Origin of the sequence: Enterobacter sp. RHBSTW-00975, from assembly GCF_013615235.1 — a bacterium.
Classification (GTDB): Bacteria; Pseudomonadota; Gammaproteobacteria; order Enterobacterales; family Enterobacteriaceae; genus Enterobacter; species Enterobacter ludwigii.
In genome coordinates this window covers 1,487,641-1,501,532 of sequence record NZ_CP055883.1, presented here as the reverse complement: position 1 = coordinate 1,501,532, position 13,892 = coordinate 1,487,641, and the positions used below count along the sequence as shown (strand labels likewise).

General features: G+C 56.1%; 11 protein-coding genes. 4 read left to right on the top strand and 7 right to left on the bottom strand.

The features are described from left to right. Window positions 1-14: 14 nt before the first annotated feature. Entirely contained in the window at window positions 15-449 is a 435-nt protein-coding gene (locus HV340_RS07230) for a DoxX family protein (protein ID WP_032677784.1), read from the bottom strand. Between the two features lie 151 nt (window positions 450-600). Here HV340_RS07230 and poxB point away from each other — a divergent pair, with 151 nt between their 5' ends. The 4 genes from poxB (at window position 601) to HV340_RS07210 (ending at window position 5,912) form a co-directional block, all read left to right on the top strand. Next, window positions 601-2,319, top strand: a complete 1,719-nt coding sequence (gene poxB / locus HV340_RS07225) for a ubiquinone-dependent pyruvate dehydrogenase (protein WP_014169348.1) — start codon at window positions 601-603, stop codon at window positions 2,317-2,319. Window positions 2,320-2,357: 38 nt separating this feature from the next. Further along, window positions 2,358-3,359, top strand: a complete 1,002-nt coding sequence (ltaE, locus tag HV340_RS07220) for a low-specificity L-threonine aldolase (RefSeq protein ID WP_181216397.1) — start codon at window positions 2,358-2,360, stop codon at window positions 3,357-3,359. A gap of 10 nt (window positions 3,360-3,369) precedes the next feature. Beyond that, window positions 3,370-4,809: an SDR family oxidoreductase gene (locus tag HV340_RS07215; protein ID WP_181216396.1), complete on the top strand. Its 1,440-nt coding sequence runs from the start codon at window positions 3,370-3,372 to the stop codon at window positions 4,807-4,809. Between the two features lie 89 nt (window positions 4,810-4,898). After that, window positions 4,899-5,912 carry an NAD(P)-dependent oxidoreductase gene (locus HV340_RS07210; RefSeq protein WP_020884845.1) on the top strand — a complete coding sequence of 338 codons (1,014 nt, stop codon included), beginning with the start codon at window positions 4,899-4,901 and terminating at the stop codon, window positions 5,910-5,912. 62 nt (window positions 5,913-5,974) lie between these two features. On the opposite strand, the gene HV340_RS07205 is transcribed toward HV340_RS07210, so the two are convergent. The 6 genes from HV340_RS07205 to gspL all read right to left on the bottom strand — a co-directional run bounded on the left by HV340_RS07205 (window position 5,975) and on the right by gspL (window position 13,890). Beyond that, window positions 5,975-7,804 (bottom strand): chitinase, encoded by a 1,830-nt coding sequence (locus HV340_RS07205; RefSeq protein WP_181216395.1) that lies wholly within the window; start codon window positions 7,802-7,804, stop codon window positions 5,975-5,977. 144 nt (window positions 7,805-7,948) lie between these two features. Further along, the gene (gene iagB / locus HV340_RS07200; protein ID WP_014169343.1) at window positions 7,949-8,389 is read right to left on the bottom strand and encodes a type III secretion system invasion protein IagB; all 441 of its coding nucleotides are present in this window, start codon (window positions 8,387-8,389) and stop codon (window positions 7,949-7,951) included. 137 nt (window positions 8,390-8,526) lie between these two features. Beyond that, complete coding sequence (locus tag HV340_RS07195; RefSeq protein WP_181216394.1) at window positions 8,527-11,220, bottom strand: glycosyl hydrolase family 18 protein; 2,694 nt, start codon at window positions 11,218-11,220, stop codon at window positions 8,527-8,529. Window positions 11,221-11,480: 260 nt separating this feature from the next. Beyond that, window positions 11,481-12,278, bottom strand: a complete 798-nt coding sequence (locus tag HV340_RS07190; protein WP_181216393.1) for an A24 family peptidase — start codon at window positions 12,276-12,278, stop codon at window positions 11,481-11,483. Further along, window positions 12,275-12,760 carry a type II secretion system protein GspM gene (gspM, locus tag HV340_RS07185; protein WP_108648526.1) on the bottom strand — a complete coding sequence of 162 codons (486 nt, stop codon included), beginning with the start codon at window positions 12,758-12,760 and terminating at the stop codon, window positions 12,275-12,277. The genes HV340_RS07190 and gspM overlap by 4 nt, the downstream gene beginning before the upstream one ends. Further along, entirely contained in the window at window positions 12,757-13,890 is a 1,134-nt protein-coding gene (gene gspL, locus HV340_RS07180; RefSeq protein WP_181216392.1) for a type II secretion system protein GspL, read from the bottom strand. The genes gspM and gspL overlap by 4 nt, the downstream gene beginning before the upstream one ends. Window positions 13,891-13,892: the final 2 nt, after the last annotated feature.

Sequence of the window (13,892 nt, the reverse complement as noted above, 5' to 3'; positions counted from 1 at the left end):
CCCGGTTAGTACGCCTACCGCCAGACCGGCGCTTTCCCCAACGCAAAACGCCCAGCGCCTAAACATGCTACCGCCAGCGCACCGATAAAGAAGTACACCAGGCTCTCAATCGCCCAGGCACCTACCGCGTCCAGCGCAAAGGTTTCCCCCGTCCCGACCATCAGCCACGCCACAATCATGGTAAACGCCAGCACCAGTGCCGCCGGGCGCGTAAAAAGCCCCACGATAATCAGGACAGGCGCCACCACTTCGCCAATAAGCACGCCGTAGGCGATAAACCCCGGTAAGCCTTTTTCCACCAGCATGCCGCTGATGAACCCCACGCCACCCAATAACTTGTGTAAACCGTGAAAAAGCATCAGCCCACCGACGGCAAGTCGTAACAAGAGTTTGCCGGCATCGTCGCACGATAGCTTTTCATTAACAGCAATTAACAATGATTTAACCATTTGAAATGATTCCTGTTTTCATCTGTGTGATGACCAGATTATGCCGAATCATTGCGGGTGAAAAGCACCTTTTAATAAGGGGGAAAGCGCGGCAATACAGTGACTTTCTTCTAAGCTTGTAAGCGATATCACTTAAAGGAGATGGACACCCATGAAACAAACCGTGGCAGCATACATAGCAAAAACCCTCGAACAGGCAGGCGTAAAGCGCATCTGGGGCGTAACCGGCGACTCCCTGAACGGGCTGAGCGATAGCCTCAATAAGATGAAGACCATTGAATGGATGCCAACCCGTCATGAAGAGGTTGCCGCTTTCGCGGCTGGTGCGGAAGCGCAGGTGACGGGTGAACTGGCCGTCTGCGCCGGATCGTGCGGACCGGGCAACCTTCACTTGATCAACGGCCTGTTTGACTGCCACCGTAATCACGTACCGGTCCTGGCGATTGCTGCCCACATCCCTTCTTCCGAAATCGGCAGCGGCTATTTTCAGGAGACGCATCCTCAGGAGCTGTTCCGTGAATGCAGCCACTATTGCGAATTAGTTTCCTCACCAGAACAAATCCCTCAGGTTCTGGCCATTGCAATGCGCAAAGCCGTGCTTAACCGCGGTGTTTCGGTGGTCGTTATTCCCGGTGACGTGGCGCTGAAGGCCGCGCCTGAAGGTGCCAGTTCGCACTGGTATCACGCCCCACAGCCTGTCATCACACCGGCTGAAGAAGAGCTCAAAAAGCTCGCGCAGCTGCTGCGTTACTCCAGCAATATCGCCCTGATGTGCGGCAGTGGCTGTGCGGGCGCGCACAAAGAGCTGGTGGAATTTGCCGGCAAGTTAAAATCCCCGATTGTTCACGCCCTGCGCGGCAAAGAGCACGTCGAATATGACAATCCGTATGACGTGGGCATGACCGGACTGATCGGTTTTTCCAGCGGTTTCCACACCATGATGAACGCCGACACGCTGATCCTGCTCGGCACCCAGTTCCCGTACCGCGCGTTTTACCCGACGGATGCCAAAATCATTCAGATTGATATTAACCCGGGCAGTATTGGTGCCCACAGTAAAGTCGATATGGCGCTGGTAGGGGATATCAAATCCACCCTCGCCGCCCTGCTGCCGCTGGTGGAAGAAAAAACCGACCGGAAGTTCCTCGACAAAGCCCTCAGTGATTACCGCGATGCACGCAAAGGACTGGACGATCTTGCCAAACCGAGCGACAAAGCCATTCATCCCCAGTATCTGGCGCAGCAAATTAGCCATTTCGCGGACGACGACGCCATCTTTACCTGCGACGTGGGCACCCCGACCGTCTGGGCGGCACGCTATCTGAAGATGAACGGCAAACGCCGTCTGCTGGGGTCGTTCAACCACGGTTCGATGGCCAACGCCATGCCGCAGGCGCTGGGGGCCAAGGCCACCGCACCAGAGCGTCAGGTGGTGGCGATGTGCGGCGACGGCGGGTTCAGCATGCTGATGGGCGATTTCCTGTCGGTTGTGCAGATGAAGCTCCCGCTGAAAATCGTGGTCTTTAACAACAGCGTGCTGGGCTTTGTGGCGATGGAGATGAAGGCAGGTGGCTATCTGACGGACGGCACCGAGCTACACGACACCAACTTCGCGCGCATCGCTGAAGCCTGCGGCATCACGGGTATTCGCGTAGAGAAAGCCTCAGAAGTCGATGAAGCCCTGCAGCGCGCCTTCTCCATCGACGGTCCGGTACTGGTGGATGTGGTGGTGGCGAAAGAAGAGCTGGCGATCCCACCGCAAATTAAACTCGAGCAGGCCAAAGGATTCAGCCTCTATATGCTGCGCGCCATCATCAGCGGACGCGGTGATGAGGTAATCGAACTGGCAAAAACCAACTGGCTCAGGTAAAACATTTCACATAACCTCTTAAATTAAAGGGATGTGAAATGATTGATTTACGCAGTGATACCGTTACCCGTCCGGGTCGCGCCATGCTCGAAGAGATGATGGCCGCCCCGGTCGGGGACGACGTTTACGGTGACGATCCGACGGTGAATGCGCTGCAGTGTTATGCCGCCGAGCTAAGCGGTAAAGAGGCTGCCCTGTTTCTGCCATCCGGCACCCAGGCCAACCTGGTGGCGTTGCTCAGCCACTGCGAACGCGGTGAAGAGTATATTGCCGGTCAGGGCGCGCACAATTACCTGTACGAAGCAGGCGGTGCGGCGGTACTGGGCAGCATTCAGCCTCAGCCGATTGATGCCGCCCCGGACGGCACCCTGCCGCTCGACAAGGTCGCGGCGAAAATCAAAGTCGATGATGTGCATTTCGCCCGCACCAGGCTGCTCAGTCTGGAAAACACCCACAACGGCAAAGTGCTGCCGCGCGAGTACCTGAAAGCAGCGTGGGAATTCACCCGCGAGCGCAAACTCGGGCTGCACGTGGACGGCGCGCGCATCTTTAACGCCGTGGTGGAGTATGGCTGCGAGCTGAAAGACATCACGCAGTATTGCGATTCGTTCACTATTTGCCTGTCTAAAGGGCTGGGGACGCCCGTTGGCTCGCTGCTGGTGGGCAATGCGGACTACATCAAACGCGCGGTCCGCTGGCGTAAGATGACCGGCGGCGGGATGCGCCAGGCCGGTATTCTGGCGGCAGCCGGACTGTACGCCCTGAAAAACAACGTGGCCCGCCTGAAAGACGATCATGAAAACGCCGCGTGGATGGCCGCACAGCTACGCGAGATTGGTGCAGACGTTATGCGCCACGATACCAACATGCTGTTCATTCGCGTGGGCGAAGAGCACGCTGCCGCGCTGGGTGAGTTTATGAAAGCCCGTGGCGTGTTGATCAACGCCTCGCCGGTGGTACGCCTGGTTATGCACTTAGACGTTAATCGTCAGCAGCTGGCAGACGTGGTGAAACACTGGCAGGCGTTTTTACAGCGCTAAGGAGCAGAGCGTGCCGCAACGTATTCTGGTACTCGGTGCCAGTGGGTATATCGGTCAGCATCTCACCACTGCGTTAAGTCAGCAGGGACACCAGGTGCTGGCCGTGGCACGCAACACGGAGCGTCTGCAAAAACTGCACCTGCCCGGGGTGACCTGTCACAACGTCGATCTCAACTGGCCCACGACGCTGCCGGCGTTACTGGAAGGGGTCGACACGCTTTACTACCTTGTTCACAGCATGGGCGAAGGGGGCGATTTTATCGCCCACGAGCGTCAGGTGGCGATGAACGTCCGCGACGCGCTGTTGCGCACACCGGTGAAGCAGGTGATTTTTTTAAGCTCGCTGCAGGCGCCTGCTAACGAGCAGTCCGATCATCTTCGCGCCCGTCAGCTCACGGCTGAAACCCTGCGCGGCGCCAATATTCCCGTCACCGAACTGCGGGCGGGGATCATCGTCGGGGCTGGCTCCGCCGCGTTCGAAGTGATGCGCGACATGGTGTACAACCTGCCGGTGCTTACCCCGCCGCGCTGGGTGAGATCGCGGACCACGCCGATTGCGCTGGAAAATTTACGCCATTATCTGGTGGCCCTGCTGGACCATCCGGCTGAGCAACACCGCGTGCTTGAGGCTGCCGGCCCGGAAGTGCTGAGCTACCAGCAACAGTTCGAACATTTTATGCGCGTCAGCGGCCGCCGACGCTGGCTGATCCCCATTCCCTTCCCTACCCGCTGGATCTCGGTGTGGTTTTTAAACGTCATTACGTCCGTGCCACCGACGACCGCAAAAGCGCTGATCCAGGGGCTAAAACACGATCTGCTGGCCGACGATCGTGCGTTGCGTGCGCTGATCCCCCAGACGCTGATCCGTTTCGATGATGCGGTACGCAATACGCTCAAGGTAGAGGAACAGCTGATGAACTCCAGCGACTGGGGCTACGACGCCCAGGCGTTTGCCCGCTGGCGGCCTGAATACGGTTACTTTCCTAAACAGGCGGGCTGCACGGTGAACACCCCGGCAACTCTGGCAGACCTGTGGGAGGTGGTGAATCAGATTGGCGGCAAAGAACGCTATTTCTTCGGCAATATCCTCTGGCAAACCCGTGGCGCACTGGATCTGCTGGTAGGACACAGGCTGGCGAAAGGCCGTCCTGCGCACCCGTATCTTGCGGTAGGCGATACGGTTGACAGCTGGAAGGTAATTATCGTCGAGCCCGAAAAACAGCTGGCGTTGCTGTTTGGCATGAAAGCGCCCGGTCTGGGACGGTTGTGCTTTACGCTAAAAGACAAAGGCGACCATCGTGAACTGGACGTTCGTGCCTGGTGGCACCCGCACGGTATGCCGGGGCTTTTCTACTGGTTGTTAATGATCCCCGCTCACCTGTTTATCTTTCGCGGAATGGCGAAACGTATCGCGCAGCTGGCAGAACAAAAGACGAAAATAACTCAATAAAACTCTTATTCTTTCACCTTTCCCATTGCAACCCGCCGTAATTCACGAAAGAATGCGCACGAAATTCTTTTTCAACACAGTGGATTGATATGAAGGTACTGGTTACCGGGGCGACCAGCGGCTTAGGCCGAAATGCGGTCGAGTTTCTGCGCAACAAAGGCATCAGCGTCAGGGCCACCGGTCGCAACGAAGCGATGGGTAAACTGCTGCAAAAAATGGGCGCAGAGTTTGTCCATGCCGACCTGACGGAGCTGGTCTCCTCTCAGGCCAAGGTGATGCTGGCCGGTATCGATACGCTGTGGCACTGCTCCAGTTTTACCTCTCCGTGGGGCACCCAGGAAGCTTTTGACCTCGCCAACGTGCGTGCCACCCGTCGTCTGGGTGAATGGGCCGTGGCCTGGGGCGTGCGTAACTTTATTCATATCTCCTCCCCGTCTCTCTATTTCGACTATCACCATCACCGCGACGTGCAGGAAGATTTTCGCCCGGCGCGCTTTGCCTGTGAGTTTGCCCGCAGTAAAGCGGCCAGCGAAGAGGTGATCGATCTGCTGGCGCAGTCGAACCCGCACACCCGTTTTACCGTATTGCGTCCTCAGAGCCTGTTCGGCCCGCATGACAAAGTGTTTATCCCGCGTCTGGCGCAGATGATGCACCACTACGGCAGCGTGCTGCTGCCCCGCGGTGGCGATGCGATGGTGGATATGACGTACTACGAAAATGCGGTCCACGCCATGTGGCTGGCAAGCCAGCCGGACTGCGATACCCTGATTTCCGGTCGCGCGTACAATATCACCAACGGTGAGCCCTGCACGCTGCGCAGTATCGTGCAAAGGTTGATTGACGAGTTGCAAATCGACTGCCGTATTCGTTCCGTGCCCTACCCGATGCTGGATATGATTGCCCGCAGTATGGAGCGTCTTGGGAGTAAATCGGCGAAAGAGCCTGCGTTGACGCACTACGGTGTGTCAAAGCTCAACTTTGATTTTACGCTGGATATCACCCGCGCAGAAAACGAACTGGGGTATAAGCCGATTGTCTCCCTGGATGAAGGGATTGTGCGTACTGCCGCCTGGTTGCGTGACCACGGTAAATTGCATCGCTAGTTGAGCGCGTTCATCTCAGAGAACAGAGACGAAAACGGCAACCCGAAGGTTGCCGTTTTGTTTTACAGCGCCGTCCAGGCGTCTGACCACGCCAGACCCGCGCCTGGCTCGTAGTACGCCGGGGCATTGTTACACCAGCCGCTGTACGGGAACGGTTTGCACTGGAACAGTTTACCGTGGTTATTCACGATATCGCCTGCCTTGTACTTGCTGTTCGCGCTCCACGCGGCGTAAGCACCTGAGGTACCGTCGTTTTCAGACGGCGTCGTGGCTTTCGCTTTAACGTTCAGCAGATAGGAAGTGGTGCTGCTCAGCTCGCCATCGCTCACGGTCAGGCTGACTTCATACTGTTGAGCCGTCGCAGACTCGGGCGCGGTAAAGGTCACCACCGCCTTGTCTTCACCGGTGACCGTCTGGCCATCCTGTGAACGCCAGGTGTAGGTCAGCGTGTTGCCGTCCTGGTCAGTGGATCCTTCTGCGCTCAGGGATACCTGCGCGCCCGCTTCCACCGCACCGATTGGGCCCGCAATCTGCGCGACCGGGGCGTGGTTCACCACGGTCGGTTCTGCCGGCGTTTCGTCCGGAACCGGTGCCGGTGCCGGGGTTTCATCTTCCGATGGCGTCGGTGCCGGAGTGACCGGATGCTCGTCCGGCGTCACGGCGGAACCGTCATCGTTGATGATGTTGACGTTATAGAATTTCTTCACGCAGTTCGTGTAGTCACCCTCTTTAAAGGCGCTGAACGGCGTCTGATAACCGACCAGCTGGCAGGAATACGTTTTACCGTCTGGCGTATCGGCACTCCATCCCCAGTCCTGCTCCCAGTAAATCTTCAGCGCACCGGAGCCGCCTTCATCGAACTGCTTCATGTTGGCACAGCCGAGCACTTCATTTGCCGGGACAGGCACTTTCAGGTACTTCGCAAACTCTTTGTAGTACTTGATACGGTTTTCAGACTGGGCAATCTCAGTCGGGCCGCCACACTCTACGCCACCGTTAATGATCTGGGTGGTCACGCCGAAGCCCGGAACCAGGCCGTTGGCTTTGTCATGATCGTTTGGCTGCCAGGTGCCGTCGATAACCTGCAGCATGCTCGGTTTCGGCGGCTGCGGGTAGGCGAAGAAGAAGATGGCGCTTGCCAGGTTCAGCCAGGTGTCAGCCACCAGCTCCGGCTTGTCGAGCAGCGTGCGGACAGTGCCGAACATCGCTTCAGAGAACGGACCGTAGTTGTAGTTATAAGACAGCTGTTTAGCCCCACGGCCAAAGTAACTCACGAAATCGCCGTCTTTGTCTTTGCCGCACGGCCAGGTTTGTCCCTGCCAGATATCAGGATTACATTCGCCGTTGTAACCGCCTTTCTGCCCTTCGGTCCAGCCCATTTCGCGAACGTGAACCAGCGCCTGACGCCATTCGGCTTCCGGACGCCAGCTTTCGTGACCGCCGGTTTCCTGTGCGAAGTGGGCAAACATGGTGGCCAGCTCTTTACGGCAGATGGCGTCGCTGTCACGGCCGTCGTTGTAGGTCTTACACAGCGCCGGGAATTTGCCCACCGCTTTGAGGAAGTTACTGTAGGTGTAGGACTGTGCTCGCATCGGGAAAAGGTATTCCCAGTCGCTGGCCTTCACAATGCCTTCAACGCGTTTGACGTTATCCGGGTTCGCTGCACGGCCTGGCTCAATCAGCTCAACCTGGGCATTATCCAGCGTACGAATGGTGTCTTTAACCGACGCCATCAGTGGAAAGTTAGTCAGTTCCTGTTCTTTCTTCGCCAGATCGCTGGCTTTCAGGGTGAACGGCTCGCTGGTGGTTGCCTGCAGCGTCGCAGCCTGTGCCATGAAAGGCGTAATGCATGCACCCGCAACGAGCACGCTCAGTAAGGTCCTTTTGGTCATTTCAACTCATCCTATATATAGCAACAAGGGTTAATGCAATCACGGTTTATGTATTATTCCCTTAATAAATAAACCAAAGAGTGCGGTAATTTTTCATTTTCTGAAGCGCACCTCTGGGTACGCTTCAAAAAACAAAAAGCAGAATTAATAAGAGGAACGAGGTTTTATCTCCTGATATTTCGCCCAGACCTTGCGGGCATAATTCATACGCTTTGAATAATTCTCTTTTTTCACTCCCGCGTTATAAGCCCCGACGGCTTCCCAGTTATAGCCATATACGTTGATCATCGTCGACAGTATTGACGCGCCCACCATAATGGAGGTGCAGGGCTCGGTCACAAGCCGGTTCTCGTCAATGCCCTGGCGCTGCAGTTCGCTGAAATGCGTGCTGTTAATCTGCATTAATCCCACATCCCGCGAGCCATCCTGATTCCACCCCACGGCATTCGGATTCATACCGGATTCCACCTGCGCAATGGCATATAATAAATACGGATCGACATGATAATAATGCGCCGCTTTATCCCAGCAATTTGCTGTCGCACTCTGACTTAAAATAAGCAATAACAATAAAAAGCGTTTCATCTCATTACCTGTTTATTTACTGACGATCCTTCTCCTTGCGCACGCTGTCTTATTCCGGAAGGGGTTGACCACACCCGAAACGGGGTGTGGTCAACGATTGCAGGTGATATCAAACCCGCAACCTCAGGCTAAGAAGGTTATTTGCAGTCTGCTGACGCGCCTTCTTTCACCCATACATCGCTGTTACCTGGTTTATCGCCACGGGTCCACCATTTCGCACGGTAGACATACCCCTGGTAGGTGGTCGTATCGCCACCGTTGTAAACCACATCTGAACGCCAGTTCATCTTCACCTGGCTGACCAGCTCCCACGCATCCGCGTCAAAGCCGGGTTTATTGCCCTGTGTCCAGTACTTCGCTTTCCACACCAGGTTGTCGGCGCTCACGGTGTCACCACTGTTGTAGATTTTGCTCGCACTCCAGGCCGGGTACTGGCTGGCACTGGCATCAACAGGTGCATCACAGCTGCCGGTGGCAGAGCCTTCATCAGAAGGTGGCGTGACCTCATCGGCTGGTGGTGTCACCTCGTCAGATGGCGGCGTGACCTCATCGGCTGCTTTTGGCGTGACAATAACCTGCACGTTCGATTGAACGCTGGTTTTACCGTCGCTGACCACCACGCTCAGGGTGTAGGTGGAATCGGAAGCGACAGCCGGTGCGGTGATATTCACGTTCGCGGTGTCAGTTCCGGTTGCGTTCATGTCCGCCGGCACGCTCCAGGCATAGGTCAGCGCGTCACCATCCGGATCGGCAGCCTGCGCATGCAGGGCATAGGTTTCACCCGCCTGCAGCGTGATGCTTTCCATCGGGTTGACCACCGGTGCCTGGTTCGCTTTAGGTGCTTTGTTCACGACCTGAACATCAATGGCATTCGTCAGGCCTTTCGCATCTTTCACCGTCAGGCGGAAGGAGAGCGTCTGGTTCTGAGTCACTGCCGCCGCGCCGAAGGAGGCTTTGGCTTTCGTGCTGTTGGTAAGGGTCACGGCTGGACCGGAAATCTGGGTCCACTTATAGGTAATGGCGTCGCCGTCCGGATCGCCAGACGCAGAGCCATCGAGGGTGACGGTAACAGGCCCGGTCACGGTCTGATCGGCAGCCGCAGCGATCGGCGCATGGTTGGTGACAACGGGATCAACCGGCGTTGAACCGCCGCCCAACAGGCTTTCGTTCATCGCATTGAGGATGTCGCCATTGTCCGAGTCGATGGACCAGGAGAACAGACCGCCCAGGTTTTTCGCCAGCACATACTTACCTTTTGCCGTGGTAGAACGCGCGTCTTCATAGGTAATCAGATCGCCGGTGGCTTTATTGAACAGATACGGCGCTTCTGCCGCGGCATCGTATTTGTATTCCCAGCCTGGCTTGCCTTTGTACTCGTTCGCAATCTGACGGTAGTCAACCACGCCCGGTTCCCAGGTGCCTTTGACCGCGCCCGTTGCCGTACCGGTGAACGGATTATCGCCGGTGTAGCCATGAACGCCGGTCCAGCCGCGACCGTACATGCCCGCCCCCACAACAATCTTGCCCGGCTGCACGCCCTGCTCCAGCAGCGCGTTCACGCCGTTTTCAGTGGTGTAGTTGGTGTCCGGTTTCCACTCCGCGCCATGCAGCGCCGCCTGGTGGCCGAGATCAGTGTTGCTCCAGCCGCCGTAGAAGTCGTAGCTCATCAGGAAGATGTGGTCGAGATACTGCTGCGCCGTGGTGTAATCCACGTCTTCAATTTTGTCTTTACCGGAACCAATGGCGGTGGTCAGTTCGTACGTACGGCCCGTTTCTGCTGACAGCTCGTTCAGCATCGCACGCAGATCGTGCATCACCGCGGTATAGGTAGCTTTGTCCTGAGCAGGGTTGCCAAGATTTTCCGACACACCACCACCCCCTGGGAATTCCCAGTCAATATCGACCCCGTCGAAGAATTTCCAGGTTTTCAGGAACTCTTTCACGGAAGAGACGAAGCGCGCACGGATCGCTGAATCATGCATCTGGAAGAACGGATCGGACATCGTCCAGCCGCCAATGGAAGGCAGCACTTTCAGATCCGGATGGGCTTTTTTCAGCGCCATCAACTGACCAAAGTTACCTTTGTAGGGGTCGTCCCAGTTGGTCACGCCGACCTGCGGTTTTTGCAATGCCGCCCACGGATCGTGAATGGCCACGGTGTAATCCTGACGGCCCGCACAGGCGCGCTGCAGCGCGGCGAAGCTGTTGCCGTTCTCAACCGTTTTTAACCCGTCGTTGATGCCATCACCACCACAGATCGGAATGAAACCGTACAAAATGTGGTTCAGGTTCGCCGCAGGGATTTTATCCACCGGGAACTCACGCCCATAGACGCCCCACTCAGGGAAATAGGCACCCACCACTTGGTCCGTATGTTGAGAGAAAGTTTTGTTATTTTCCTTCAGGGTGGTGTTCAGCGGCAGCAGATGGCTCCCGTCCGTGTCCGCCACGATGATCAGTTTGCTGGCACTTTTAGAACACCCGCTGGCGTTACAGAGTTCAACCTGCTCCTGATAGCGTCCGCCCTTTTTCACTTTGAAGGTGGCTGACCCGGAGGCGCTTGCGGCGCCACTCCACACGGCCTGACCATCCAGAAGCACTTTCGCCGAGGTTGGCGCATCGCCGCTCCAGACGTTCCACTCAACTTTCACATCCGCGCCATCATGGACTTTCACAAGGCTGTTATAGTCTTGCGCTGCCTGGTCAACTTCAACAATCGCAAACTTATCATTGCCACTGCTGAGGGTTGGCGTACCTGGCGCCGCCGCGAAGGCAGAGCTGGACGCCGCTGCAACGAAAAGCGCCAGATATTTAGGCTTCATAAATTTCATTTTTATTTCCTGATAAATTTATTTGTAAACGTTAATGACCCATGTCTTCCTTTAAAACATGGAATAGTTTTTTACAGACTTTGAATTTCAACTTAAGCAATAATCGTTAACCGCTATTTCTGTGGCGCGCTGTATTCCTCCATTAAAAGATACAAGCTCGAATTCTGTGAAGCTTATGTCTTTAACGATACGCTGAATAAATACTGTATTCCTTTCATTCCCCAATCGAAAAAATCACTAAAAAAACTTGACCGGTGTATTCAGAATGTGGAACAGGCAACCTGATAAACAAAAACCGTCATGCCGGCAAAAGCTAAATAAGGCCCGAAAGAAATAATGCGGTTATTTTTATTCGCATGTGTTGTCGCGAAATATCCGACAATACCGCTTAACGCGGCAATCAATTCCAGGGTGGGCAGTGCCTGCCAGCCGCACCAGGCGCCTAACGCCGCCAGAAGTTTAAAATCGCCATAGCCTAATCCTTCTCGTCCGGTAAGCAGACGAAATGCCCAGTAGAGAGACCAGAGCGAAAGGTAGCCAGCCACCGCCCCCACCAGCGCATCCTTAAGCGGCAGCGTGTGGTCAACGAGGTGTAACAACAGTCCTGCCCACAGCAACGGCTGGGTCAGACAGTCAGGGAGCAACTGATGCTGCCAGTCAATCATCGCCAGCGGCAGCAGAAACGCGGCCAGCAACCACAGTGAGAACAACGCCGGTTCGCCCGGAATGCACAAGGCGGTGAGGCCCAAAAAGAGCGCGGTGACGAGTTCGAGCATCAATAAGCGCAGCGGGATGGCCGTACCGCACTGCCTGCAGCGCCCGCGCAATACTAGCCAGCTGACCAGCGGGATATTCTCCCAGGCCGCAAGATCATGCTGGCACACCGGGCAGTGAGAGGCCGGAAACAGCAAGTTGCCCGCGCCTTCCTCCTCCATCACCATGCCCGGCACGCGCTCGGCGACAACCCCCAGAAAACTGCCCACCATGCTGCCCAGGATCGCACTCATCACCGGGAACCCCACCGGGTAGATTTCCCGCATCAGCGCAACGGTGTTCATGCGGTTTTGCGCCAGGTGAGCTGCACTTCTGCTTTCACATCACTGAGGTGATCGACCGGCGTAAGGTTCATTTTTTGCAGCCTGACGCCGGAGGTCTGGTTGATTTCCCGCAGCCAGTTTTTTAATTCATACACATTTACGCGGTTCACCACGAACGATAAGGTTTGCCCGTCCTGACGCACCTCCGTCAGGGAAAGGTTAATTTCATGAGCGCTGTTCTCCACCACCGTGCGCGGGTTATCCGTTTTAATGATCATCACCGGAAGGTGGTGTTTATCTATTTCTCTGCGCATCCAGTTCAGCGTCTCTTTTTGTCGGGTCAGCGTTGATTTGCTATTTTGAATCATATTATCCAGTGGCATCATGCCCGCGTAATAAACAGCCGCGGCCAGGAGGGCAACGGCACCGGTTTTTATAATATATTTCTCCCGGATGCTGTATTGTTGATAACGCGACGTAAGCTTCGTGATTCGCTCTTTCATTTATATTTCCCTGCGATCATGGCGGTATAAGGTGCAGTGGTCGAAACAGGCTGTAGGGTGAAATCAAAATGCTCCCCTGTTTTCTCCACAAACGACTGCAGCGCGGCCTGGCTTTGCGCACTGACGCTCAGGGTCAGCGCATTTTGTTGCGCATCGTACTCAAGCAGGGAGATCTCAAGTGCGGGTACGGCCTGCCTGGCTTGCTCAAGATCATCCAGCTGCAGGAATATCCCTTTGTGCTGCTTTTTCATGTTTTGACCAAAGTGGTATTTGATATTGGTCTGCTGGCGCATGCTGGGAAAATGGTGCTGATAAACCTGAACGATCTCCTGCTGAACCCGATTTTCCTGCTGTACCAGCATCCAGGCCATCGCGATCCGCGGGCCCAGCAACAGCCCGAGAGACAGCAGGCCCGCCGCCGCCATCGCGATTTTTATTCCTTTAGACGCGCTGCCTTTCCCTGCCTTCGGGCTGAATTCACCGTGCAGGAGGGTGACCCGACAGGATTGCCACTGGGGCTGGATCAACACCAGCGGATGCTGCCACGGGTGCAGAAGATCCACCCCGACACCGGCTGGCGGTTCGCCGTAACAGCACACGTCACCGTCTGGGTTTTTTTGCATCAGCAGCGGCAGCAGGCTGGCCTCCATTTCGCTGGCGACATGGGGCGACAGGCGCAGCCAGTAGCGGTCATCCAGGGCAACCAGCGTGCTTCCTCCTGCCGTCACCGGCAGCAGCCAGGCATCCGGCAGCACCTGAATCACCTTCAAACCGGCCTCCTGGCAACGGGCTAACCACCCGCGCATAAGATCGGTATCAATCGCCACCGCGTCAACGTCGGCCCCCTTTTTGTGAAGCACCGTCCAGTGAAGGTTGTCCACCTCACCAATGAGCGTCTCCTCCGCCAGCCACGAGAACGCCGCCGTCTGAGAGGCAACTTTTTTCGGCAACGTAAAATGGCGGAAGATCATGTTGCCCGCGGGCAACAGTAAACAGACCCGGGCCGCGAGAGGATGGTCTGCCAGCGCGTCAAGGCGCTCCACAACGTCAACCTGCTGGCTGCCGGAAGCACACCACATTATTTTCCCGCCCTCACGGCTGTCGGGACGAACAAAAAGTACCTGTTTCATAG